Annotated in this window: 22 protein-coding genes and 1 pseudogene; 10 read left to right on the top strand and 13 right to left on the bottom strand. The window is 57.7% G+C overall.

The window, feature by feature from the left end:
- Positions 1-162 precede the first annotated feature (162 nt).
- Genes preA through ACR0B8_RS03200 form a run of 3 tightly spaced genes read right to left on the bottom strand, consistent with a single transcriptional unit; the run spans position 163 to position 3,703 of the window.
- On the bottom strand, positions 163-1,467 hold the full coding sequence (gene preA / locus ACR0B8_RS03210; RefSeq protein ID WP_480657761.1) for an NAD-dependent dihydropyrimidine dehydrogenase subunit PreA: 1,305 nt from the start codon (positions 1,465-1,467) through the stop codon (positions 163-165).
- 18 nt (positions 1,468-1,485) lie between these two features.
- Entirely contained in the window at positions 1,486-2,322 is an 837-nt protein-coding gene (locus ACR0B8_RS03205) for a methyltransferase domain-containing protein (RefSeq protein WP_480657763.1), read from the bottom strand.
- 46 nt (positions 2,323-2,368) lie between these two features.
- Positions 2,369-3,703 carry an NAD(P)-dependent oxidoreductase gene (locus tag ACR0B8_RS03200; protein ID WP_170357975.1) on the bottom strand — a complete coding sequence of 445 codons (1,335 nt, stop codon included), beginning with the start codon at positions 3,701-3,703 and terminating at the stop codon, positions 2,369-2,371.
- 312 nt (positions 3,704-4,015) lie between these two features.
- On the opposite strand from ACR0B8_RS03200, the gene ACR0B8_RS03195 reads away from it, so the two are divergent.
- From ACR0B8_RS03195 to ACR0B8_RS03185, 3 genes are all read left to right on the top strand, one after another.
- Complete coding sequence (locus ACR0B8_RS03195; RefSeq protein WP_226688573.1) at positions 4,016-5,011, top strand: hypothetical protein; 996 nt, start codon at positions 4,016-4,018, stop codon at positions 5,009-5,011.
- A gap of 72 nt (positions 5,012-5,083) precedes the next feature.
- Complete coding sequence (locus tag ACR0B8_RS03190; RefSeq protein WP_170357970.1) at positions 5,084-6,376, top strand: O-acetylhomoserine aminocarboxypropyltransferase/cysteine synthase family protein; 1,293 nt, start codon at positions 5,084-5,086, stop codon at positions 6,374-6,376.
- Positions 6,377-6,379: 3 nt separating this feature from the next.
- Positions 6,380-7,138, top strand: coding sequence for a GNAT family N-acetyltransferase (locus tag ACR0B8_RS03185; RefSeq protein ID WP_170357968.1), 759 nt, complete (start codon positions 6,380-6,382; stop codon positions 7,136-7,138).
- Here ACR0B8_RS03185 and ACR0B8_RS03180 read toward each other — a convergent pair.
- Positions 7,094-7,789, bottom strand: a complete 696-nt coding sequence (locus ACR0B8_RS03180; RefSeq protein WP_170357966.1) for an SIMPL domain-containing protein — start codon at positions 7,787-7,789, stop codon at positions 7,094-7,096. The genes ACR0B8_RS03185 and ACR0B8_RS03180 overlap by 45 nt on opposite strands.
- 164 nt (positions 7,790-7,953) lie before the next feature.
- Between ACR0B8_RS03180 and ACR0B8_RS03175 the strand changes: the two genes are divergently transcribed.
- On the top strand, positions 7,954-9,846 hold the full coding sequence (locus ACR0B8_RS03175; protein WP_226688575.1) for a hypothetical protein: 1,893 nt from the start codon (positions 7,954-7,956) through the stop codon (positions 9,844-9,846).
- Between the two features lie 40 nt (positions 9,847-9,886).
- Here the strand turns inward: ACR0B8_RS03175 and hppD are convergent, their stop codons facing one another.
- Complete coding sequence (gene hppD / locus ACR0B8_RS03170; RefSeq protein WP_170348387.1) at positions 9,887-10,984, bottom strand: 4-hydroxyphenylpyruvate dioxygenase; 1,098 nt, start codon at positions 10,982-10,984, stop codon at positions 9,887-9,889.
- Positions 10,985-11,129: 145 nt separating this feature from the next.
- Between hppD and ACR0B8_RS03165 the strand changes: the two genes are divergently transcribed.
- Entirely contained in the window at positions 11,130-11,585 is a 456-nt protein-coding gene (locus ACR0B8_RS03165; RefSeq protein WP_170357961.1) for an Lrp/AsnC family transcriptional regulator, read from the top strand.
- 19 nt (positions 11,586-11,604) lie between these two features.
- Positions 11,605-13,485 carry a monovalent cation:proton antiporter-2 (CPA2) family protein gene (locus tag ACR0B8_RS03160; protein ID WP_170348386.1) on the top strand — a complete coding sequence of 627 codons (1,881 nt, stop codon included), beginning with the start codon at positions 11,605-11,607 and terminating at the stop codon, positions 13,483-13,485.
- A gap of 28 nt (positions 13,486-13,513) precedes the next feature.
- Here the strand turns inward: ACR0B8_RS03160 and cobT are convergent, their stop codons facing one another.
- The gene (gene cobT / locus ACR0B8_RS03155; protein ID WP_170548362.1) at positions 13,514-14,527 is read right to left on the bottom strand and encodes a nicotinate-nucleotide--dimethylbenzimidazole phosphoribosyltransferase; all 1,014 of its coding nucleotides are present in this window, start codon (positions 14,525-14,527) and stop codon (positions 13,514-13,516) included.
- 79 nt (positions 14,528-14,606) lie between these two features.
- On the opposite strand from cobT, the gene cobS reads away from it, so the two are divergent.
- Positions 14,607-15,371 (top strand): adenosylcobinamide-GDP ribazoletransferase, encoded by a 765-nt coding sequence (cobS, locus tag ACR0B8_RS03150; protein WP_170548359.1) that lies wholly within the window; start codon positions 14,607-14,609, stop codon positions 15,369-15,371.
- On the opposite strand, the gene ACR0B8_RS03145 is transcribed toward cobS, so the two are convergent.
- From ACR0B8_RS03145 to ACR0B8_RS03120, 6 genes and pseudogenes are all read right to left on the bottom strand, one after another.
- On the bottom strand, positions 15,368-16,138 hold the full coding sequence (locus ACR0B8_RS03145) for a potassium channel family protein (protein ID WP_226688576.1): 771 nt from the start codon (positions 16,136-16,138) through the stop codon (positions 15,368-15,370). The two genes, cobS and ACR0B8_RS03145, sit on opposite strands and share 4 nt — an antisense overlap.
- Positions 16,139-16,253: 115 nt before the next feature.
- The gene (locus ACR0B8_RS03140) at positions 16,254-16,769 is read right to left on the bottom strand and encodes a CarD family transcriptional regulator (RefSeq protein ID WP_170348382.1); all 516 of its coding nucleotides are present in this window, start codon (positions 16,767-16,769) and stop codon (positions 16,254-16,256) included.
- A gap of 282 nt (positions 16,770-17,051) precedes the next feature.
- Positions 17,052-17,390, bottom strand: coding sequence for a ferredoxin FdxA (gene fdxA / locus ACR0B8_RS03135; protein ID WP_170348381.1), 339 nt, complete (start codon positions 17,388-17,390; stop codon positions 17,052-17,054).
- Positions 17,391-17,456: 66 nt separating this feature from the next.
- Positions 17,457-17,823 (bottom strand): annotated as a pseudogene (locus tag ACR0B8_RS03130) (RNA-binding S4 domain-containing protein).
- A 6-nt stretch (positions 17,824-17,829) separates the two neighbouring features.
- Positions 17,830-20,637 carry a helicase-related protein gene (locus ACR0B8_RS03125; protein ID WP_170357949.1) on the bottom strand — a complete coding sequence of 936 codons (2,808 nt, stop codon included), beginning with the start codon at positions 20,635-20,637 and terminating at the stop codon, positions 17,830-17,832.
- 22 nt (positions 20,638-20,659) lie between these two features.
- Positions 20,660-21,268 carry a tetratricopeptide repeat protein gene (locus ACR0B8_RS03120; RefSeq protein WP_170357947.1) on the bottom strand — a complete coding sequence of 203 codons (609 nt, stop codon included), beginning with the start codon at positions 21,266-21,268 and terminating at the stop codon, positions 20,660-20,662.
- Positions 21,269-21,298: 30 nt separating this feature from the next.
- Between ACR0B8_RS03120 and ACR0B8_RS03115 the strand changes: the two genes are divergently transcribed.
- The 3 genes from ACR0B8_RS03115 to ACR0B8_RS03105 all read left to right on the top strand — a co-directional run bounded on the left by ACR0B8_RS03115 (position 21,299) and on the right by ACR0B8_RS03105 (position 24,469).
- The gene (locus ACR0B8_RS03115; protein ID WP_058280950.1) at positions 21,299-21,589 is read left to right on the top strand and encodes an SCP2 sterol-binding domain-containing protein; all 291 of its coding nucleotides are present in this window, start codon (positions 21,299-21,301) and stop codon (positions 21,587-21,589) included.
- Positions 21,589-22,566: an alpha/beta fold hydrolase gene (locus ACR0B8_RS03110; protein WP_170348377.1), complete on the top strand. Its 978-nt coding sequence runs from the start codon at positions 21,589-21,591 to the stop codon at positions 22,564-22,566. Before ACR0B8_RS03115 ends, ACR0B8_RS03110 begins: the two co-directional genes overlap by 1 nt.
- An 82-nt stretch (positions 22,567-22,648) precedes the next feature.
- On the top strand, positions 22,649-24,469 hold the full coding sequence (locus ACR0B8_RS03105; protein ID WP_226688577.1) for a M3 family oligoendopeptidase: 1,821 nt from the start codon (positions 22,649-22,651) through the stop codon (positions 24,467-24,469).
- Here ACR0B8_RS03105 and ACR0B8_RS03100 read toward each other — a convergent pair whose 3' ends face one another.
- Positions 24,470-25,345: a DMT family transporter gene (locus tag ACR0B8_RS03100; RefSeq protein ID WP_170577449.1), complete on the bottom strand. Its 876-nt coding sequence runs from the start codon at positions 25,343-25,345 to the stop codon at positions 24,470-24,472.
- Between the last annotated feature and the right edge of the window lies 1 nt (position 25,346).

Raw genomic sequence — 25,346 nt, 5'->3', positions numbered from 1 at the left:
TTACGAGCGGGCGCGTTTCAGAAGGGCTTCGGTCGTTTTTTGATTCCCGATAGCCTATCGAGAGCGAACATTGACCAGACCTGCAGGATCGCTCAAATTTTCTGAGCCATTTGAAAAGGGCTGGCCTATACCAGCCCCTTGTCTTTGTTTCAGTTAACCAATCTACTCGGCCGCTTTCGCCATTGGATTATTGGGATGCGTCGTCCAGTTGGCATAGCCAGGCTGCACTTCATCTCCGGTACGCGGATCGACCTCACCGGCTGTCATCGGCTCCATTGAGATACACCCGTCCACCGGGCAGACATCCACGCACAGATTACAGGCGACGCATTCGTCATCCATGACCTCAAAAACCCGATCTTCGGACATTGAAATCGCCTGATGGCTGGTGTCTTCACACGCGGCATAGCAGCGACCGCATTTGATGCACTGATCCTGGTCGATCTTGGCCTTGGCAACGTAGTTCAGGTTCAGATACTGCCAGTCGGTCACATTCGGCACAGCAAGACCTACGACTTGCGATACGTCTGTATAGCCCTTTTCATCCATCCACTTGGACAGTCCGGCAGTCAGTTCGTCGATAATCTTGAACCCATAGGTCATTGCGGCGGTACACACCTGCACGGTCCCACATCCCAACGCCATGAATTCAGCCGCATCGCGCCACGTGGTCACGCCACCGATACCGGATATCGGCAGGCCTTGCGTGGCTTGGGCACGGGCAATTTCGGACACCATCGAGAGGGCAATCGGCTTTACCGCCGGGCCACAATACCCGCCGTGGCTGCCCTTGCCATCAATCGACGGCTCGGGGCTGAATGTGTCCAGATTGACGCTGGTGATCGAGTTGATCGTGTTGATCAACGACACCGCGTCCGCGCCGCCATTTCTAGCCGCCTCAGCTGGCTTGCGGATATCGGTGATGTTCGGCGTCAACTTTACGATAACTGGGCGGTCGTAATACTGCTTACACCAGCGGGTCACCATTTCGATATATTCCGGCACCTGCCCCACGGCCGAGCCCATACCGCGCTCGCTCATCCCATGCGGGCAACCGAAGTTCAACTCGATCCCGTCTGCGCCGGTTTCTGCCACACGCGGCAAGATGGCTTTCCATGCCTCTTCTTCGCACGGCACCATGATCGAAGCGATCAGCGCACGGTCAGGGTAATCTGCCTTGACCCGCGCCATTTCTTCAAGGTTCACCTCAAGCGGGCGATCGGTGATCAGTTCGATGTTGTTCAGGCCCAAAAGCCGACGATCAGCACCATAAACCGCGCCGTAGCGCGGCCCGTTGACGTTTACGACCGGAGGTCCCTCGGCCCCGAGCGTTTTCCAAACAACTCCGCCCCATCCGGCCTCAAAAGCACGGCGGACGTTATATTCCTTATCCGTCGGTGGCGCCGAGGCCAACCAGTATGGGTTGGGGCTGGAAATCCCCAGAAAGTTTGTTGTCAGATCGGCCATAGCTTCTCCCTTCCCGGCTCAGCCGGATTTCTTGAATATCATTTCGGTCGGGCGAATGCGCCCGGCCTTGAGGTTCATGACGTAGTTTTGAAACTTTTCGGGCGCCGTCTCGCCCATCATAAGGTGGATGCCCAATGGGGGCGGGCCGCTCTCGGCGATGCGCGCGAAAACTTCTTCGAAAAAAGCAAGCGCGAACTCGGTCCGGTCTGTCTCGGCTACCAGCTCAAGACCCGCCAAGGCCGCCGCGTTCTTGTAAACCTCTGGTGAATCTACAAAAGAGGTCTCGGCAACAGTTGACCAGGGCAGAGGAAAGGCCAGCGGCTCGTCCACGTCCCCTCCCATCACATCAAACAGGGCAAAGGAACCATCCCAGGCCAGAGCGCGCGACACTTCTGCAAAAAGACCCGCCTTGTCTTCGATGTTCATCCCAACGTGCATCATAACGGCAAGATCAAAACCCGCATCCGGCACGGGCAAATCCAGTGCGCTACCCACCAGAAAACTTGTTTTGTCGGAATGCCCGACAAGTTCACTCAAAGCAGTGGCCGTTTCGACAAATTCAGGCGTCAGGTCGACCCCGGTCACTGTCGAGTCATAGCGATCCACGATGTAGCGCGACGTCCCGCCGATGCCGCTCCCGACATCCAGGACGCGGGTCGCATGGGTCGGCGAAAGCTGGGCAAACAGGTTGTCCGTTGCCAGAACCCCGCCTGTGTGGAACTCATCACCAGCCTTGAGGTCTGCAACCGTGGCCGCGTTTGGGTCAATGCCACTCGCCTTTAGTGCCTCACGCATACGCTCCGTGAGGGCACCGGTTGTGTAGTGTTGCGCAACAGCTTTTTCGATCTGGGACATGAGAATACCTCAGCAGCGAATGGAATGGGGTGAATGCCCCATCCTATCACGAAACAAGCGTTGAGTGGATGTCCATCGCCGCATCGCGGCCCTCGGCCACGGCGGTTACGGTCAGGTCTTCGCCACCAGCTGCGCAATCGCCCCCGGCCCAGACGCCATCCATCGAGGTACGCCCAGCGCCTGTCACGGCGATCTTGTTGCCGTCCAGCGTCAATCCATCCGGTGCGCCATCCAGCGTCTGGCCAATCGCCTTGAGGACCTGATCGGCGGGCACGCGGATGATTTCTCCGGTCCCCGACAGCTGGCCGTCATGGCTGGATGTGTACTCCAGCTCGATCTCTGCCGCTGCTCCGTTTCCATGAACGGCAACGGGTTGCACATTGGTCATGATCTTGACGCCGTGGGATGAGGCGAGGTCCTGTTCATATCGGCTGGCCCCCATCGCATCGCGGCCACGCCGATAAGCGATGGTGACATGCTCGGCCCCCAGCAGTTTTGATTTCACTGCGGCGTCAACGGCCGTCATTCCGCCACCGATCACCACGACGTTGCGACCAACCGGCAAATGCGCCAGATCAGAAGCCTGGCGCACATCCGAGATGAAATCGACGGCAAAGCGCACGCCATCCAGATCAGCCCCTTGTGCGCGCAGGGCGTTCACGCCGGCCAAACCGATGGACAAAAAGACAGCGTCGTAATTTTCGACCAGACCGTCCAGCGAGATACCCTCACCCAGAACCGAGCCGGTCTCGATCGTGATACCACCGATCTTTAGCAGCCAGTCCACCTCGGCCTGTGCAAAGTCATTGGTCGACTTATAGGCAGCGATGCCATATTCGTTCAGACCGCCCGGCTTGGGTTTGCCCTCATGGATCACCACGTCATGCCCAAACATCGCCAGGCGGTGCGCGCAGGCCAGACCAGCAGGCCCTGCCCCGATCACAGCAACAGCCTTGCCAGTTGACGCGGCGCGTTCAAACGGGTGATCCCCGGAAACCATCACGCTGTCCGTCGCATACCGCTGAAGGCGACCAATCTCGACCGGGGCACCCTCGGCCGTTTCACGTACGCAGGCCTCTTCGCACAATGTCTCGGTCGGACAGACACGGGCGCACATGCCGCCCAGAATGTTCTGCGCCAGAATGGTTTCACCCGCCGCCTCAGGTTGCCCTGCCTGAATCTGACGCATGAACAACGGAATATCGATATCCGTCGGACAGGCCGTCACACATGGCGCGTCATAACAGAAATAGCACCGATCTGCGGCCACTGCGGCCTCATGCGTGGCCAATGGCGGGTGCAAGTCCGTGAAATTCGATGTCAGCTCATCGCTGGAAAGCCGCCCGGAGACAATGCCGGGGGCAATCTGGCCCTGTGCCATCGCTCTACTCCCTGTAGATATGTTCGTTATGTTCTCAGCTTGCCACAATCTGATTTTTTATCAATTGGTAAAATTTAGAAAATCATCAAAAAATCAAAAAAACCGGAAAATTCCGCCCGTTTTACTGAGGAAATCGCCTGTTTTATTGGCATTCGATACTCCTGTTGTGCCCAAAGACCGATTTCGCAGGGCAGACTGCAGCCACGAATTCCGGTTTTCCGGCATCTGGTTTTGACGGAGCCAGCTGCGTAATGTAGGTCAAACTCAACCCGAGCAGCGCCGGTCAACGGCCAGATACCTGAAAGTCATTCGATGCAGGCCACCCACCCGAAGTTCAACATCGTCATCATCGGGCAAAACAACCGGCTACAGTATGAGGCTCTGCTGTTTGCCGCCTCTCTGCGCCATAGCTCACCAAATTTCGCAGGTCGGCTGTTTGTGGCGGTCCCACAGTCCGGCCAGCGCTGGCCGCAAGACCCAAGCATCCGGAACGAGGACGTTCTGAAAGCGTTGCGGCAACTGGATGCGGAAATCCTGCCATTCGACAACCATGTCTTCGGCAACAGCTATCCCTACGGCAACAAGATCGAGGCATTGCTGGCGCTGCCAGAAGGCGAGCCTTTTGTGTTCTTTGACAGCGATACGCTGATCACCGGAGATCTGACCTCGGTACCGTTTGATTTTGACCGACCTGGTGCCTCACAAAAGGTCGAAGGGACGTGGCCCAAACCCACCCTGTATGGCCCTAGTTTCGATGGTATCTGGAGCGCCCTCTATCACCGGTTCGAACTGGACTTCGAAAGCTCATTGGATACCAGCCAGCCCCAGAATTACTGGCGGCGGTATTTGTACTTCAACGCGGGCTATTTCTATTATTCCTGCCCGCGCAAGTTCGGCACGCGTTTTCTGGACTTTGCCCGCACGATCCGGGATGGGAATATCCCCGAACTGGCCGGGCAGAACCTTGACCCATGGCTGGATCAGGTCGCGCTGCCGTTGGTTGTCCATTCCTTCGGTGGCGGGCGGGATACCCTGCCCCCGGGCCTGCTGGATGGATCGGTCAGCTGCCACTATCGTCTGTTCCCCCTGCTCTATGCCCGCGAAAGCGACCATGTGATTGAGGTGCTTGAAACCGTCGTGGCCCCCAACCGGGTCAAGAAGGTTCTCAAGGGATATGACCCGATCAAAAAGCTGGTTTTGCAGCGTAAGGGCCACAAGATCCGGGACCTGTTCGACCGTGATAACCTGCCCCAGCGCGAACAGGTCATTCGCAATACAATCAAGAACAAGGGCCTGTGGATGCGCTGACAGGATTGTTGTGCGCGCGCGCTCAATCGCCTAGAGATTCAGCAACATACATTCCAACAGGAGATTTTAGCGATGTCTGACGGCCCTACCTACGGTTTTGACACACTTCAGATTCACGCGGGCGCACGGCCCGATCCGGCAACGGGCGCGCGTCAGACTCCGATTTATCAAACAACAGCTTATGTGTTTCGCGATGCCGATCACGCGGCGGCGCTTTTCAACTTGCAAGAAGTTGGCTTCATCTATTCCCGCCTGACCAACCCTACTGTGGCCGTATTGCAAGAACGTATCGCCACACTGGAAGGCGGAGTGGGCGCGGTCTGCTGTTCTTCTGGTCATGCAGCACAGATCATGGCGCTGTTTCCGCTTATGGGACCGGGCTGCAACGTGGTGTCCTCGACGCGCCTTTATGGCGGCACGGTCACGCAATTCAGCCAGACGATCAAACGCTTTGGCTGGTCGGCCAAGTTTGTCGACACCGATGATCTGGACGCCGTAAAAAATGCCATCGACGAAAACACCCGGGCGATATTCTGTGAATCAATTGCCAATCCGGGTGGGTATGTGACCGACATTCAGGCCATGGCGGATATCGCTGACGCAGCAGGTATCCCCCTGATCGTCGACAACACCTCGGCCACACCGTACCTATGCCGCCCCATCGAACAGGGCGCGACGCTGGTTGTGCATTCGACGACCAAGTACCTGACCGGCAATGGCACGGTCACCGGCGGCTGTATCGTGGATTCGGGCAAGTTCGATTGGTCGGCGAATGACAAGTTCCCTTCGCTCAGCGAACCGGAACAAGCCTATCACGGACTGAAGTTCCACGAGACCTTTGGCCCGCTGGCTTTTACCTTTCACGGTATCGCCATTGGCCTGCGCGATCTGGGCATGACCATGAACCCGCAAGCCGCGCATTACACGCTGATGGGGGTTGAAACCCTATCCCTTCGGATGGAACGCCACGTGGAAAACGCCCAAAAGATCGCTGCCTGGCTCGAAGCAGACGACCGCGTGGACTATGTGACCTATGCGGGTCTGCCCTCCTCGCCCTATCATGACCGGGTGAAAGCACACTATAAAAAGGGTGCCGGCGCATTGTTCACCTTTGCGGTCAAGGGTGGTTATGACGCCTGTGTCAAACTGGTGAACGCGCTTGAGATTTTCAGCCATGTCGCCAACCTTGGCGATGCGCGGTCGCTGATCATTCACTCAGCCTCGACCACCCACCGTCAGTTGACGCCTGAACAGCAAGAGGCCGCAGGTGCAGGTCCCGGCGTAGTCCGCGTTTCCATCGGCATCGAAGACGCAGACGACCTGATCGCCGATCTGGATCAGGCGCTGGCCAAGGCAACGGCCTGAGTCATGAGCGGCCACGATACCAACGAACTGGGTCAACCCATCGGTCTGCCGGTTTCGGGCGAATTCCCGCGTCCCACGCCGCCCTATACACCGATGGAAGGTCAGTATTGTTCCGTCGTGCCGCTGGACGTGAACCGGCATGCGCCCGGACTTTACCGGGCGTTTGCCAACGACGCGGATGGGCACAACTGGACCTATCTGCCCTACGGTCCCTTCGACAGGGAGCAGGATTTCGAGGATTGGACCCGCGCCACATGCATGGATGCCGATCCGATGTTCCACACGGTCTTAGACGAAGACGAAACGCCAATTGGCATGGCTTCATTTTTGCGGATCGAACCCGCGGCAGGTGTGATCGAGGTCGGCCACATTCACTTTTCACCCCTGCTGCAGCGCAGCCCGAAATCGACCGAGACCATGTATCTGATGATGCGCCGCGTCTTCGACGAGTTGGGCTATCGCCGCTATGAGTGGAAATGCGACGCCCTGAACGCCGCTTCCTGCCGTTCAGCTGAACGATTGGGTTTTACATTCGAAGGCATCTTTCGGCAGGCCACCCACTACAAAGGTCGGAACCGGGATACGGCCTGGTATTCGATCCTCGACAGTGAATGGTCGCGGATCAAGGCCGCGTTTGAGGCTTGGCTATCACCTGACAATTTTGACCAGACGGGCCAACAGCGACAACCGCTGCAGGCCCGCAGTCAAAGCAAAGGATCACTCGGCCAACCCGAATTCCATCGACACGTTGACCGAGACTGAAATCTCACCCCCCGCGACAGGCACACCGCCCCCTTCGGCCATAGCCATCGCACGCATCTGCGGTGCGGGGTTGATTCCTCCGACCCGCTCGCTGATCTGCTGAACCTGACCCAGAGTTACATTGGCCGCCTGTGCCAGTTGTTCCGCCTTTGCAGTTGCTTCGGCAACAGCTTTGGCTCGTGCCTGCGCCTGCAGCGGTGCGGGGTCCTGCACACCAAAGCTGAGCCCACCGAAATCATTCGCACCGTCCTGAATGACCCCATCCATGATCGTGCCCAACTGTGTCAGGTCACGGACGCGGACCTGCACATTGTTCGATGCCACAAAGCCGGAAATCTCGGGCCGTTCACCACTTTGATTGTTGCGCCCGGACCAAACCGGCGACAACGACAGATCGCGGGTTTGAACGTCGCGGGATTCGACGCCCATATCCTCAAGCCGTTTCAGAATCTGCGCCACCGCATCAGATGTCGCCTGCATCGCATTTGACGCCTGCGGATCCTCGTTGGTGACACCCAATGTGATGGTTGCCATATCCGGTGCAGCCTGAACGGTGCCGGTTGCATCTACCAAGATGCGACGTTCTTCCGCATGGGCCATACCTGCGGCTGTCACGGCCAGCACTGCGGCCAGAAAAGCGATTTTCTTCAAGGTCTTCCCTCCAATTTCTTCTGTACCAAGATGGGGCCGCCGGGGTTTATCAGACAAGGGGAAGCGTTGGCTTTTTCTTTCCCTCGGCGAGATCCTGCTTTAATGTCAGCCTGCGGACGAAAAGTCGTTTGCATCGATGCTGACAATTATGGTTCCTCGGGAAAATGAAACCCGCCTTTGCGCTGTCTTTTTCTGCAACCGGAATATCTTTGCACCACCAATCCGATGACGATTGGTTTTGCATTGGTAACGTTGCATTGGACGCGCCGGACCTGAATTCGCATCTTCACGCCCTGCGGGAAAAAGCCTTTGCTTTGGAAAACAACCTGCGGTGCAAGGTCATAATCCCGACCGAGCAGGTGCGTTTTTTGTCGGTGGAAACTGACAATCAGCCATTGGAAGAAGACATAAAGGAAAAGCTGGCCAAGGCTACGCCATATACGGTCGAAGACTTGGTTTTTGACACCGCGACCGTCGGCCCCACCACCTATGTCGCCGCCGTGACGCAACAAACACTGGATGAGGCACGCGAATTTGCAACCGAACACGGTTTCATACCGGTTCAGTTCACAACCGAGACCGATCCCGAGTCTTTCCCTTCTGAGCCATTGTTTGGGACCTCAGAATCTGCGCCTTTTGCGACCGAGGCCAAAGATGAGGTTCAATCGGACGCAGCAGAACCAAATGTGCATCCTATCGCTGAAGAAGCAGCCCCGGATGTGTTCCGATCTGCGCCGGCGACCTCCGCCCCCAGCAAAATACCTACTGAGGTATTCACAAAACAGTATGTTGTTCCAGCCGCGGCCGCACTGGGGGTAGCGGCAATGTTGGGCGCATGGGCGCTGATCGGATCAAACGAGATACAAACAGCCGAACCGAAAACGGCACAGGTAGAAGACGCCCTGCCCGCATCCACCCCTCAGGCCAGTGTCGAAACCGAGAACCCGACCACGCCCGGAGTGCCACCTGCCGAAACGGCCGAGCTTGATACGGACGCCACCCTTTCTGAACAGGACGCACCCGCCCAAAACGAGGATGTTCAACCCGAGCTTTCGCCCACGGACACAGCTATTCTCGAGGCCTTAAACATCGCCCCGACAATCGTGGAAGAGGTTACCCGCGACCCTGTGATCCAAGCAACCTCAACCCAGCCCGGCCTTGAGATCATCGCGCCCGATCCCCTGTTGCCCCCGGTTTTACCCCCGCAGGATGAGCTGTATCTGGCTTCGGTCGACAACTCCAACCTATCGACTGACGCCGTTGCTCTGCCCATAGCGCAGAGCTTTGCCACAGATGAACCCTTTGACCAGGTTGCACTGCCCAGCACTGCCGGCGCCCAGTTCGAGCTTGATGATCGCGGCCTGGTCACACCCAGCGCTGAGGGGACGCTGAACCCGGACGGTATTGTCGTCTATCTCGGTCGTCCTTCGAAGACACCACCCGAGCCACCTGTCCGGTTCGAAGAGGAACCCACACTTGAGAAAACTTCTGACAGGTTGGCCGGGCTGCGCCCAAAGCCCCGCCCCAGCGATCTGATCGAACAGTTCGAACGTCAGCAGCTGGGCGGACGAACGCGTGAAGAGCTGGCGGGACGGCGCCCCAAACTGCGCCCTGCCTCACTGCAACAACAGCCGCAGATTGACTATACGCCAACCGCTCTGGCGGTGGTGCGCGTGCCGCGACCAAAATCCCGCCCGGCAGGTCTTGCACCACCTACCGGGACGCAAACCGCCAATCTGGGATCAACGGCGGCCATCGGTCAGGTCGAGGCCGGGTCATTCCAACCCAAAGCCGTTGCTCCCAAAATTCCGTCTGCCGCTTCGGTCGCGCGTCAGGCGACAATCGACAACGCGCTGAACCTGCGTAAACTGAACCTGATCGGGGTTTATGGAACACCCGCCAACCGCCGCGCGCTGGTTCGGCTGCCTAGCGGTCGTTATAAGAAGCTGAAGGTCGGTGACAGGGTGGACGGCGGCAAGGTCATCGCAATTGGTGACAGCGAATTGCGCTATCAGAAAAAAGGCAGGAACCTGACGCTGAAGATGCCGCGCAGCTAACGCGGACGCGAACGCCCGCATTATGCTTTAACACACGAACTCAAGCCGCTGAAATTTCGCCGCTTTCGATCTGTTCGCGTTCGATAGATTCGAATAGGGCCTGAAAGTTTCCCTCGCCAAACCCATCGTCGCCCTTTCGCTGAATGAACTCGAAAAAGATCGGGCCGATCACGGTTTTCGAGAAGATTTGCAGCAAGATTCTGGTCTCGCCGCCATCCAGAACACCTTCGCCGTCAATCAGAATGCCGTGCTTCATCATACGGTCCAACGGCTCGTCGTGGTCGGCAACCCGTTCCTTGGACATCTCGTAATAGGATTTGTTCGGGCCAGGCATGAATTTCAAACCCTTCTCGGCAATTGCGTCGGTCGAGGCATAGATATCTTCGCTGCCCACTGCGATATGCTGGATACCCTCACCTTTATACTTGTTGAGATAGGACACGATCTGCCCGGTTTCGCCCCGATCTTCGTTGATCGGAATGCGAATGCGTCCACAAGGCGACGTCAGGGCGCGGCTGAATAGGCCGGTAAATTTACCCTGAATGTCGAAAAATCGAATTTCCCGGAAGTTGAACAGAGTTTCGTAGAATTCGAACCACTTATCCATATTCCCGCGATAGACGTTGTGCGTCAGATGATCGAGGTAATAGAAACCGTCGCCACGCGGCTTGGACTGTGTGGTCCAGGTGAACTCTTGGTTATAAGGCGAAGTGTCGTGGTACTGATCGATGAAATAGATCAGCGAGCCACCGATCCCCTTGATCGCCGGAACATTCATGACCTTGTCCGCCGCATCATAGGGTTCTGCACCTTTGGCCACAGCGTGTTCATAAGCTTTTTGCGCGTCCACAACGCGCCAGCCCATCGCAGAAGCACAGGGGCCATGTTCTGCAGCAAAGCGGGCCGCAAAACTTTCAGAGTCAGCGTTGAGGATATAGGTCACGTCACCCTGCTGCCACAGCTCGACCGTGGGCTTATCCTTGTGGTGACCAACTTTTTCATAACCCATTCTGGCAAACAGGTCGCGCAACTCCTGCGGTTCGGGGTGGGCGAACTCTACAAATTCAAACCCGTCCGTACCGACCGGATTTTCTTTGCTGATCACAGATTTCGGGGCGTTGTGGGGGAAAGGACCCATGGCGCGTCTCCTTAAAACAGGAATTTCTTTGCTGATTCCAAAATATGCCTTAACTGGCGCTGTTTCTGCGCATAGTTTTCGTGTAAACTAGGCAAGAGTGCGCAAATTCCGCATGTTTGCGCAAAATTTTGGAGATTTTCCGCATATGTTGGATTCCACCGATATGCGCCTGTTATCCGCTTTGCAGGTGGATGCCCATCTAACTGCACATCAACTGGGTGAGATGCTGAACCTGTCGCCCAGTCAGGCCGGGCGGCGGCGGCAACGGCTGGAGGCCGAAGGATACATCACCGGATACGCGGCGCGACTGGACCCGCTGAAACTTGGGCTGCATGTTCAGGGATTCGTTCAAGTACATCTGGGCACCCACGGCCCCGAACAATCGCAGAGCTTTGCACGCATGGTGGAGACGCGGCCTGAGATCACCAGCGCCTGGACGATGACAGGTGAGGCAGATTACCTGCTGCATGTCTATTGCGACGATCTAGCCGCGCTCAACCGCTTGCTTCACCAGGTGATCCTGCCGCATCCTGCCGTGGCGCGGGTTCAAAGCCAAATCGTGATGGACCAGCTCAAACGCGACGCCCCGTTGCCCACCTGACCCGACCGAAAGGACCGACATGGACGATTTCCTCTATCAGGCTTCGATCTATCTGGCAGCTGCCGTGATCGCAGTGCCGTTATCGGCGCGTCTGGGATTGGGGTCGGTGTTGGGATATCTGGCCGCCGGGATCGTCATCGGACCCATATTCGGGCTGGTTGGTGCGGAAACAGAAAGCCTGCAGCATGTGGCCGAGTTCGGCGTAGTAATGATGCTGTTCCTGATCGGACTGGAACTTGAGCCGCGCGCGCTTTGGGACATGCGCGACAGGCTTTTGGGGCTGGGCGGCCTGCAGGTCGGCCTGTCAACTGCTGCCATTGCTGCTGTTGCTATTTATGCGAACCACCCATGGTCAGTGGCGTTGGCCGTTGGTCTGACACTGTCGCTATCCTCGACGGCGATTGTGCTACAGACCCTGTCCGAAAAAGGGTTGATGCAGACGAACGGAGGCCGCGCCACGTTTTCCGTGCTGCTGACGCAGGATATCGCAGTGATCCCCATTCTGGCCTTGCTGCCGCTGTTGGCGCTGCCAGCCATGCCACATATCGAAAGCGACGGATCGATCGACCGCGGCGCGAAGGACTTGCACGACACGGCGCATCACAGCTTATCTCTGGTCGAGGGCCTGCCCGGTTGGGCCGTCACGCTGGTCACCCTTGGTGCCATCGCGTTTGTAATCCTTGCCGGCGTCTACCTGACGCGCCCCCTGTTCCGTTTCATCCACGCCACCCGCCTGCGCGAGATGTATACTGCGCTGGCCCTGATGATCGTCGTTGGGATATCCTTCCTGATGACCCTTGTTGGTCTGTCCCCCGCCCTGGGCGCTTTCCTGGCAGGCGTTGTTCTGGCCAGCTCGGAATTTCGGCACGAAATGGAAAGCGACCTTGAGCCCTTTAAGGGTTTGTTCCTAGGCCTGTTCTTCATCACCGTTGGCGCCGGAATTGACGTCGCCTATTTCTTCAACGATCCGCTTGAGCTGATCGGACTGGCGCTGCTGGTCATTCTGACAAAGGGGGCCATCTTGTATTTGGTCGGGCGCGCCTTCAAGCTGCGCGGGCGCGATCACTGGCTGTTCACGCTGGGTCTGGCGCAGGCGGGTGAGTTCGGATTTGTCCTGCTGGCCTTTTCCACGCAGCAGAACGTAATCCCACCTGATTTGTCGCAGAAACTGCTGATGATTATCGCACTGACCATGCTGATCACTCCGCTGTTGTTCATCATCTACGACCTTCTGTCCCGTCGGATCAGGGAGAATACCCCGCAGGTCGAACCTGACGAGATCGACGAAAAAGGCCCGGTGATCATCGCGGGCATTGGACGTTTTGGTCAGATCGTGAACCGGTTGGTGCGGGCCAGTGGGTTCAAGACCATCGTTCTGGATCATGATATCGAGACCATTCAACTTATGCGCCGCTTTGGCGTCAAAGGCTTCTTGGGCGATCCGACACGGCCCGAGTTGTTGCGTGCAGCGGGGCTTGATAAAGCCGCCGTACTGGTTGCTGCAATGGACGACCGCAAGACTGTGACCCGTCTGGTCAGCTTTGCACGTCGCCAACGCCCGGATCTGCACATCATCGCGCGCGCGCATGACCGCACCCATGTGTATGAACTGTACCAGGCGGGCGCGAATGATATCGTGCGCGAGATGTTTGACAGCTCACTACGCGCCGGTCGCTATGTGCTCGAGAATATCGGCCTCAGCGAATATGAGGCCGCACAAGCCGAGCAGACCTTTTATCACCACGACCGAGCCTCGATCCGGGATCTGGCCGAGCTTTGGATTCCCGGCATGCCGACGGCGGAAAACAAGAAATACATCGAGCGCGCCCAGCAATTCGAGAAAGACCTTGAAACCGAACTGCTGGAACTGGCTGAGAAACACGCTCAGAAATCGGCCTGATCCTTTTTGGCGGATCAAACCATCCGGTTCAGCCGCCGGACACGCCGGCTTCAGCAAAGGTTGCCATACCTGAATGACAGGCAACCGCGCTTTTGAGGATATTGATCGCCAGCGCACCGCCCGACCCTTCGCCCAGGCGCAGCCCAAGGTTCAACAGTGGCTGTTTGCCCAGCTTCTCCAATACCGCACCGTGTGCGCCCTCGGCACTTTGATGGCCCGCTACGGCGTGATCCAAAGCCCCGGCAGACACATCGGCCAGACAGGCCGCCGCAGCCGAGCAGATGAAGCCATCCAAAATGACCGGAATACACAGAACACGGGCTGCTGCGATCGCTCCAGCCATGGCCGCAATCTCACGCCCGCCCAGACGTCGTAGGATCTCCAGCCCGTCACCCGATGCACCGTGCAAGGCCACGCCCTCGGCCACCACGCGGGTTTTGTTCGCCAACCCGGCATCATCCACACCGGTGCCACGCCCGGTCCAGTCCGAGGCTTCTCCACCGAACAGAGCGCACGCGATTGCAGCAGCCGGGGTTGTATTGCCGATCCCCATCTCTCCGACGACTAGCAGGTCGGACTTGGGGTCAACAGCTGTCCAACCGGTGCGTAAGGCGGACAACAGGTCATCCTCGGACATCGCCGGGCCTGCGGTGAAATCTGCCGTTGGCCGGTCCAATTCCAACGCATGCACATCCATGGTGGCCCCTGCGGCCTTGGCCAATTGGTTGATTGCCGCACCGCCATGTTCAAAGTTCATGACCATCTGCACGGTCACATCTGGTGGAAAAGCCGACACACCCTGCGCCGTCACGCCGTGATTTCCTGCAAAGACGATAACCTGCGGTGCCAAGATTTGCGGGCGGGCATCGCCGCGCCAACCGGCATACCAGATCGCCAATTCCTCAAGCCGCCCCAGCGCGCCGGGCGGTTTGGTCAGCTGTCCGTTCCGGTCAGCCGCGCCCTGCAATGCGGCATCATTCGAACCCGGCGCCTGACTCAGGGCATCGCGGAGTGTTTTCAGGTCATTAAGTTCGGGCAGCATCCAAAGCCTCGTTGCATCAGAGTGGTCCTGTGTGTTTAACCGAAGCGTCCGATCCAACAAGACCCCGAAAGGCGCGGGAGTGCATAAAAACGACACCAAGCTGTTTTCCGTGTGGGATATACCACTGGCGCTGGTCTTGCTGACCCGCCTACCGCTGCCGCGGCTGCCGGAAAACACCTTTGCACGGCAGGCCAGCGCCGCCTGGGCGTTTCCCGTGGTCGGTTTGACAATAGGGCTGCTGGCTTGCGCGGTTGGTTGGGCCACGATGGCTCTGAATTTACCCGCTATGGTCAGCGCTGTTTTCCTGGTTGCGGTTCTGATCATAACCACCGGTGCGATGCACGAAGATGGTTTGGCCGATACCGTAGACGGACTTTGGGGAGGGTTCACCCCGGAGCGCCGATTAGAAATCATGAAGGACAGCCATATTGGCGCCTATGGTGTTCTGGCTCTGATCTTCACGCAGTTGATACGCGTCGCTTTGATTGCAACCCTGTTAACGGCAAGCGACTATGCCGCGATCCTTGCGGCCTGCATCTTGTCCCGCGCGATTATGCCGGTTCTGATGAATGCCCTGCCAAATGCGCGCAATAGTGGTCTGAGCCACTCGGTCGGAGGGCCGCAAGGTGTGACGGTTGCGGCAGGTTTTGGATTGGCTTTGCTAGGCGCGGTACTTTTGATGGGCGCAGCGGCCATTCCGCCAACTCTCGTCGCTGCGCTGGTTGTTGCGGTGCTCGCCGGGGTCGCAAAGGCCAAAATCGGTGGTCAGACCGGTGATATCCTAGGGGCTTCGCAGCAATTGGCAGAACTGACATTCATGACCGCGGTCGTTGCCGCGCTTTAGGCCGTACCACCGGTTTCGATACGCAGCGTTTCACCGCAGTGCTTGCAATGCACCGCGTCAGGATCATGCCGATAAAGGCCACAGCTGGGGCACTTGTGGCGCACTTTCTGCGGCATGAAAACAGCCTGCGCCAGACGTACAAACAGCGCCACACCCACAACCATTATGAAAACTGAGAACAACTTGCCAGCCGGTGTCGCCAAGGTGATGTCGCCAAACCCCGTCGTCGTCAGCGTGGCCATGGTGAAATAGAGCGCATCAATGTATGCATGCGGGCTGCTATCAGGAATGAAGAACACCAGAACCGCCGTTGAGGTCGCGAATACGAATACAAGCAGATTGATCGCCGCGATGACGGCATCCTCATGCGTTCGGAAAAACTGACTGTCACGCCGCAAATCCCGCAGCAAGTGATAGGAATGGATCAGACGCAGGGCGCGCAATATTCGCACGAAGGCCAAGTTTCCGGGCAAGAACGGCTCAAGCAGCAGCGAGGCGATCACGACGATATCGGCCAGTGTGTAAACCTTGCACAGAAGTTTCCAGCGGTCTTTCGAAATCCATAACCGGGCCAAAAAATCCAGCAAGATGAGAAACCCGACGCACAGACTGGCAAGCGTGATCCCCGGCCCATGCGGCACATTCGCCGTGGACACGAAGAACACGATCGACGCGGCGTCAAACAGGATCAAGCCATAGCGAAACCAAACCGAAATCGGGTCATGCGCGATGTACAGAAACTTAACGGTTTGCTTTATCCTGGTCATGTATCCGCCTCTGACTACAGGAAAATTAGCGGCAAAAGCGGATTTCACCAAGACAAGACACAAAAAAAGGCCGCCCCCTTTTCAGGAGCGGCCCCAATTTCAGAATGGCCAGATATCAGGCGGCAGCAGCGCGCGAGGTCAGCACCTCATCAACTTGCTTGGCGGCCGAAACCTCACCGGCGCCGGACACAGCAGCCACTTCGCGGGTCAGACGCTCTAGCGCGGCTTCGTACAGTTGACGCTCGGAATAGCTCTGCTCGCGCTGATCGTCTGTGCGGTGCAAGTCGCGCACCACTTCGGCAATCGAAATCAGATCGCCCGAGTTGATTTTTTGTTCATATTCCTGAGCCCGGCGCGACCACATGGCGCGTTTCACCTTGGCCTTGCCCTTGAGCGTCTTCATCGCCTGGCTGATGACATCGGGCGAACTGAGTGACCGCAAGCCGGACTCGGTGACTTTGTTGGTCGGCACCCGCAGGGTCATTTTGTCTTTTTCAAAGGAGATGACGAACAGCTCAAGCGAATATCCCGCGACTTCCTGCTCTTCGATCGAGATAATCTGACCCACGCCATGCGCAGGGTAGACAACATAGTCATTCGGGCGGAACTCAAGCTTTTTCGACTTAGACATACAGGTTCATCCTTGGTTATAGAGTAAGATGCGGACAACAAAACAGCCTAGCCGGTGCCATTTCGGCCCGGTCAGGTGGCTTGTTTGTCAAAAAATCAGAACTCCAAAGCACACATACTTACGGAGTACATCCCCATCTCATTCATCATTCAGCTTTCGATTATATCACAAAATTACGACATCTGAAAGGGCACGCCCAAAAATGGCCGTGAAACCCTATAAGTTTCAAAGCGTTGCAACTTGTTTCTACACCTGAACCGGCAAGTTCAGAGAGCGAATCGCTTAGCCGCCTTCGCCGGGCGCTTCCGAGAAATACTTCTCCATCTTACCCTCTTCGCCGTCGCGCTCTTCGGCCTCGGGCAGCGGGTCTTTCTTGGTCACGATCACCGGCCATTGTTCCGAGTATTTCCGGTTGAATTCCACCCACTGGTCCATCCCCGGCTCAGTGTCAGGGCGAATGGCGTCAGCGGGGCACTCGGGCTCACACACGCCGCAGTCGATGCATTCATCGGGATGAATGACCAAAGTGTTCTCACCTTCGTAGAAACAATCCACCGGGCATACTTCGACGCAGTCGGTGTATTTGCAGCCAATGCAGTTTTCGGTGACAACATAGGTCATAGTGGGAATCCCGTTTGCGGTTTGGGCGTTTAGCTAATCCAGTATTATACTGTCTTCAAGGGCGGATCAGCCCCTAGTGGTACGAGAAAGATCAAGCGCGCGCCGATCTTTCTTGGTTGGACGACCTTTTTCCTTCGAATCCGGGGTTTCCGGGCGGCGCGTCCTTCTTTTCGGTCATATCGAAGTACAGTGTTTGCGCCTCGGGTGCAGGGCCGCGTCGTTCGCCCAGCTTTTCCACGCGAACGACGCGTACAACTCGCCCTTGCGGGAAGGTCAGAACATCACCGGGTTCTACAGCTTGCGCTGGTTTCAGAACCCGGTTTCCGTTCAACCGAACATGGCCGCCGCTGACCTGTTTGGTGGCCAGGCTGCGGGTTTTGAAGAACCGCGCCTGCCAAAGCCATTTGTCGATGCGCAGCTTGGCCTCAGCCATCGGCGTTTAGTTACCGTCTTTCAAACCCATGAGCGCAGCTGCAAACGGGTTATCGGGGTCGATCGCCTTTTCTTTCTTGGGCGGTCGGGAGGAGAAGGTCTTGGCCCCTTGCGGCTTGCCACCCTTCTTGCCCTGCGGTTTGCCGCGACCATCCTGCGGTTTACCGCGCGGCTTGCCTTTGCCCGGCCCCTGCCTCTGTTCACGACGCGGGCCACGGTTGGCCTGACGCTGACGGCCCCAAGTGAACGTATAGAACACCTCGACTTCGGGTTCATCCGTTGCCGGAGCCTCGGCTGCCGCCTCGGTGTTGTCGGTGGCCTCGGCTGGCGCCTCGGCGGGGGTGACGACCTCTTCGGTTGCCGCTTCTGGTGCCGGGGTTTCTTCAACAGCGGGTTGCTCGACCGCATTGGTCTCAGAAGTTTCGGCAGGTGCCGCTTTCACCTTTTCACGCTCGCCACGCTCGGCTTTATAGCCCAGCCCCTGCATAAGGTCAGCGAACTGTTCCAGCGTCATACCGGTGATCGACAGCATGTCGGGCTTGGCTTCAAACCCGCCACGGCTGTCTTCGGCGCGCAACATGTCGGCCAGACGTTCCAGCATGTCGATTCGGATCGAGCGCTCGCCCGCATCGCGGTAGCCGCACATGGTGTCGTACCCTTCGGGTGCATCCTTCGCGACCGGTACGGTGACAAGACCCGGAGGCGGTGCTTCGGGGAATTCCTGCAGCCCATTGGCCAGAGCCCACAAAACCAGACGCAGACGCGTCGGCGCAGGTTTCAGCAGCAGCGGCATGAAGATGGTGAACTGACCGAACCGGATGCCGTGCTTGCGTAGCGCGCCGCGGGCGTCCTGATCCAGATCCTTGACCTCTTGCGCGACGCCTGCACGCGGCAGCACGCCCAGTGCCTCGACCATGCGGAAGGCGAAGCCTTTGGCCACTCCGGACAGTTCCTCGTCCCGCGACAGGTTCAGCAACGGTTCGAACAACGCGGCCACTTTACGGTCGATGAAATGCTGCAGACGGCGCTGCACTTTCTGCTCAACCTCTGGGCCTGCGGCCTCATCCACAAACACCTCGACCATTGGCTTGAGCGGTTCAGCCCCGGCAACCAGTTTGCCAACGGCATATTCGCCCCACATCAGGCCGCCCTGATCGGTAAAATCAATTTCGGTATCGGGCGCATTGTAGAAGCGATCGGCGCGCAGATGGAATTGCGGCGCGAGTGCTTGCAAAGAGGCCGATTTCAAAGCTTTCGCCTCGGTTCCTTGCGCGCTTTTGTCCGGGATAAACCGGAACCCTTCCAGACGACCGACGAATTCGCCTTCGACGGTCACTTCACCCTTGTCATTTACTTCGGCCAAAAGGGCCTCCTTCTGTTTGAGCCGGCGCAGCAACACTGACGTGCGCCGGTCCACAAATCTTTGAGTCAAACGATCATGCAATGCGTCTGACAGCCTGTCTTCTACAGTGCGTGTTTCGTCACGCCAATGTGATTCGTCATGCACCCAACCGTTTCGCTGCGCAACATATGTCCAGGTGCGAATATATGCCAACCTTTTAGACAACGCATCGATATCTCCGTCGGTTCTGTCGATCCGGCGGATTTGCCGCGCCATGAAATCATCTGGGATCGAACCGCGTTCATGCAAGTGGCCATAGATCACTTCGAGCAGGCTGGCGTGTTCCGCGTGGCTGATGCCGCGAAAATCCGGGATTCGGCACACATCCCACAACAAACGGATCGATTGACCATCATTGGCGCGGGAGGCAACCTCGGTCACTTGCGAGAGCGATTTCAGCACATTCAGATCGTCTGCAGGCCGCGCCTTGACCAGGTGTTCGTCATTCGGGCTGACCTCAAGCGAGTCGATCAGTGCGTCAATCGAGCCAAATCGCAAAGCAGCATTTCGCCAGTTCAGCTTTTTCATCGGCGTAAAGCGACTGTCCATGATCGCCTGCGCCACACCGTCTTCCAGCGGTGGGGCCTCACCGGTCACGCCAAAAGTGCCGTCCGACATGCCGCGCCCGGCCCGACCTGCGATCTGCGCCAGTTCGTTCGGGGCTAGAGGCCGCATTCTGCGTCCGTCAAATTTGCTCAGGGACGAAAACGCCACATGGTTCACATCCAGATTCAGGCCCATACCGATGGCGTCGGTGGCGACCAGATAGTCGACCTCGCCATTCTGATACAGATCGACCTGCGCGTTCCGTGTGCGCGGGCTGAGGGCGCCCATGACCACGGCCGCACCACCCTTTTGGCGACGCAAAAGCTCGGCAATCGCATAGACACTATCAACCGAGAACCCGACAATTGCGCTGCGCGATGGCATGCGGCTGATTTTTTTGGATCCTGCATAGACCAGCTGCGACATCCGCTCGCGCCGGACAAACTGTGCCTCAGGGACCAAAGCCGCGATGGAACCGCGCACGGTGTCCGAGCCCAGAAACAGCGTCTCGTTCGTACCGCGTGCGCGCAGCAGGCGGTCAGTGAAGACATGACCGCGTTCGGGATCGGCACATAGCTGGATTTCATCGATGGCCACGAAATCTGCGCCCATGCCTTCCGGCATCGCCTCGACCGTGCAGACCCAATATTGGGCGCGGGGCGGCACGATCCGTTCCTCGCCCGTGACCAGTGCCACGACAGACGGGCCGCGAATGGCGACGATCTTGTCATAAACCTCTCGCGCTAAAAGACGCAGCGGCAGACCGATTACTCCGGTCCGATAGCCCAGCATCCGCTCGATCGCGTAATGGGTTTTACCTGTGTTTGTCGGGCCAAGTACGGCCACGATTCGGGATGACCCGCTCACCTTTGCCCCCTGCCCCGGTTCTTTAGAGGGCCGAACCCTCGACCTGAGGCTTCAGTCGATTCACCGCATTGGTTACTTCTTCATGATGAGGATGTATAGCCAGCGCGCGCTCATACGCATCCAGTGCCTTGTCGGGCTGTTCGATGATCTCAAAAATCAGGCCAAGCCCAAATATAGCCTCGTAGTTATTCGGGTTCAGCGTCAGCGCATGTTCCAGATCAGCCGCGGCCATGCCAAAGCGATCCATCCCAAAAAACGCCGATGCACGCAGGTGCCACCCTTCAGCAAAGCCGGGCGCGTGATCGGTCAGGGCCGTAAGGTGTTCAACCGCGGTCAACACATCCCCGTCATCCAGCGCCTCGCGCCCGCGTTCCAGCAGCAAATCCGCTGAAGCCGAACCCGATTGCGACCACAACGCCTTGAGCTGACGGTCGATACCAATTGCCTGTTCCGGCGTGGAAAGCGCCAATTGCTGTAGCAAGGCGTCCTCGTCCCGCGAATCCGCCTGTTGTGCCACCGAACTGGTGGAAAACATGACCGTGACAAAAAGTGCCGTGACGGTACGTTTGAGATTGTTGATTGCAATGCCCATAACAATGTTCAGTGTAGCGTTGCGACCGGGGATGTCCATTCACGGCGCAGAAACAATATGAGGAACACCATGAGCGACATTCTTGAAAAAGCCGCAGCCGCGCTGAACGAAAAGCTGTCCGGCGGCGATTTCGACGCATCGGCCAAATTTGCCATCGCCGATCTGGGCGCTATCGTACTGGACGCGGACGGCGCACGTGTCAGCGATGACGACGCAGATGTCACCCTGAGCGCAGATGCGGATACGTTCGAACAAATCCTCAGCGGCGACCTGAACCCCACCGGTGCGTTCATGTCGGGCAAGCTGAGCGTGGATGGAGACATGGGTATTGCCATGAAACTCGCCTCGGTGCTGGCCTGATGAAGTTCTCGCCGGCCCCTTTCTTTGAAGACGTGGCCGGCGGGCCTGCCGGTGGTGCGGCCCATTGGGTGACGACTGCGGACGATACGCGTATCCGTGTGGGTCACTGGTACCCCGAAGGTGCAACAAACGGCACGGTGATGATGTTCCCCGGCCGGACAGAATACATCGAAAAATACGGTAACACGGCGGTTGAATTTATCGACCGTGGGTTTGCCTTTCTGGCCGTCGACTGGCGCGGTCAGGGGTTGGCAGACCGTTTGCTGGACGATCCCCGGGTCGGCCATGTCGATCAGTTCACCGACTATCAACAAGACGTGCATGCCGCCCTGGAACTTGCCGTCCAACTTGATTTGCCCAAACCCTGGTACGTGATCGGCCATTCGATGGGCGGCGCAATTGGTCTGCGCGCGGTGCTGGAGCGAGATGTTTTTGCAGCCTGCGCCTTTACCGGCCCGATGTGGGGGATCTTTTTCACTCCGATCATGAAACCGCTCAGCCGGTTGACGGCCTATTGGGGGCCACGAATTGGGCTGGGTGAGAAAACGCCTCCGACCACGTCGCTGGAAAGTTACGTCGCCTCACAACCCTTCGAAGGCAACATGCTGACGCGCGATGCGGCGATGTATCAAATGATGAAAGACCAGCTTGAGGCGCACCCGGAACTGGCCCTTGGCGCGCCTTCGACCATTTGGCTGCGCGAAGCGCTGGACGAATGCGCCTGGCTGATGGAACAAACCGCGCCCTCCACACCTGCCCTGACCTTCCTTGGCAGTCACGAGCAAATCGTTGACCGCAAAGCGATCCGGGCGCGGATGGCCAACTGGCCCAGCGGCACACTGGTTGAAATTCCCGATGGCGAACATGAGGTACTGATGGAGGCGCCTGACGTGCGCGGGCCCGTCTTTGATCAACTGACGGGACATTTTTTGGCCGCCCACTCGGACGCACCGACCTCGGCTGCTCTTTCCAGCTAAACAAAACCTCACGCAAAGGCGGCTTGTGATCCGGGTCGCCCGCGCCTAGATGTTTGCCAAAGCAGATATTCCGAGGTGATCCATGCGCGACCTTCCCTTTCCCGTCCGTGACGCAAACGCAGCCGGAGGCGCCGGCGATCTTGGCAACCTGCCGGAATGGGATCTGACTGACCTCTACAGCTCGGAAGAAGCGCCGGAACTGGACCGCGATCTGGAATGGCTTGAGGGTGAGTGCGCGTCCTTCGCCGCCGACTACGAAGGCAAGCTGGCTGATCTGGATGCCGAAAGCCTGCTGAACTGCGTGCAGCGCAACGAAAAGATCAACGCCATCGCGGGCCGCATCATGTCCTTTGCCGGTCTGCGCTATTACCAACTGACCACAGATGCTGAGCGCGCCAAATTCCTGTCGGATATGCAGGAAAAGATCACAATTTACACCACGCCGCTGGTGTTCTTCACATTGGAAATCAACCGCATCGACGATGACGCGCTGAAAGCGAACTTCGACGCAAATGCCGATCTGGCCCGATATGAGCCCGTCTTCCGCCGCATTCGCGCGATGAAGCCCTATCAGCTGTCTGATGAGTTGGAAAAATTTCTGCACGATCTGGGCGTTGTAGGTGACGCTTGGGAACGCCTGTTCGACGAAACCATCGCCGGGCTGACATTCACCGTTGATGGTGAAGAGTTGAACATCGAAGGCACCCTGAACCTGCTGACTGAACAGGACCGCTCCAAGCGTGAAGCGGCGGCACGCGAACTGGCGGCTGTGTTTCAGGACAACGTCAAAACCTTCGCCCGCGTACACAACACGCAGGCCAAGGAAAAGGAAATCGTCGACCGTTGGCGCAATATGCCCACGGCACAAACCGGTCGCCACCTTTCAAACGATGTGGAACCCGAGGTGGTCGAGGCCCTGCGCGAGGCCGTCGTGGCTGCATACCCCATGCTCAGCCACCGTTACTATGAACTAAAGCGCAAATGGCTGGGTCTGGATGTGATGCAGGTCTGGGACCGCAACGCACCCCTTCCGATGGAAGACACCCGCATCGTCGGATGGGACGAAGCCGAAAAGACGGTGATGGACGCCTATAACGCGTTTGATCCACGTATGGGTGAGATTGCAGCGCCATTCTTCAGCAAGGGCTGGATTGATGCCGCCGTGAAACCCGGTAAGGCGCCGGGTGCGTTTGCGCACCCAACCGTCACGGAAGTCCACCCCTATGTCATGCTCAACTATCTGGGCAAGCCGCGCGACGTGATGACCCTTGCGCATGAACTGGGCCATGGCGTGCATCAGGTTCTGGCCGCAGATCAGGGTGAGATGCTGTCATCCACCCCGCTGACCCTGGCCGAAACCGCCAGCGTATTCGGCGAGATGCTGACTTTCCGCAAAATGCTGGATCAGGCCGAAACGCCCGAGCAGCGCAAGGTGCTGTTGGCCGGTAAGGTAGAGGATATGATCAACACGGTTGTCCGTCAGATCGCCTTTTATGATTTTGAATGCAAACTGCACGCGGCACGGCGTGAAGGCGAACTGACCCCGGATGACATCAACGCCCTGTGGATGAGTGTTCAGGCCGAAAGCCTTGGCCCCGCATTCGAATTCATGGACGGGTACGAAACCTTCTGGGCCTATATCCCGCATTTCGTACACTCACCCTTCTATGTCTACGCCTATGCGTTTGGGGATGGGTTGGTGAACGCGCTCTATTCCGTTTACGAAAGCGGGTCCGAAGAGTTCGAAGACAAGTATTTCGAAATGCTGCGCGCTGGTGGGTCCAAACACCACAAAGAACTGCTTGCCCCGTTCGGACTGGACGCCAGCGATCCGAAATTCTGGGACAAGGGCTTGTCGATGATTTCGGGCTTCATCGACGAATTGGAAGCGATGGAAAACTGATCACTTCTGATTTTTGGTTGTCAGGAACACGGCGGCTACGATCAACACCGCCCCAAGGGCTGCAATCGGCGTGATTGCGGCCCCGAGAAACAGCGCCGAGTTGATGAAAGTGAACACGACCGAGGCGGCGAACATCAAGGTCGCTGTCAGCGTCGACACCCGCGCGGCGGCCTCGTACCACAAGTAATAGGCCAGCGCGGTCGGAAGCACCCCCAGCAGGAGCAGGAAGACCACGTCATTGGCCGTCGGAACTTGCAACGAAAACACGGCCAGCGGCAGCAACAAAACGCCAGAGCATAGGAATATCCCGAAGAGGAAATTGAGACGCTCTGCGGTTGATTCCGAATTGCGCATCGCGCGGCTGCTTGAGATCAGAAACACCGCCCAGCTGAGGCCCGCACCGATTTCAAGCAGATCGCCGAACAAGGGGTCTCCGCCCCCTTGGAAATCCTGATAAACTGTTAGAAAAACGCCCAGAATTGCCAACGCTGTGGCCAGAACATCGGTGCGTGTGACGGGGGTGTCGGCAAAGAAGTACAAAAACACCAGCACGAAGAATGGCGCCGTATTTTCAAGCACCATCGCATTGGCCGCACCGGTATATTCCAAGCCGATATGGAACAGGATGTAGTTGACGACCGTCGACAGAACCGCAAGCCGAAAGTTCCAGTCGCTCAGACGGATCGACACGGCAACCCGCATCACGCGCAGCATGCAATAGATGGCCATTGCGGCAATGAACAGGCGCGTCACCGCAATTTGCAGCCCGCCCAGATCGCTGGTCAGATAGCGCACGATGACGCTGTGTGTGCCCCAAAGGAAGGCGGCCAGAAACCCAAGCACCAGACCATTTTGAAAAAGCTTGGTGTCGGGCATC

Source organism: Ruegeria sp. BH6 (genome assembly GCF_056538105.1).
This window is presented reverse-complemented; position numbering and strand designations above follow the sequence as displayed.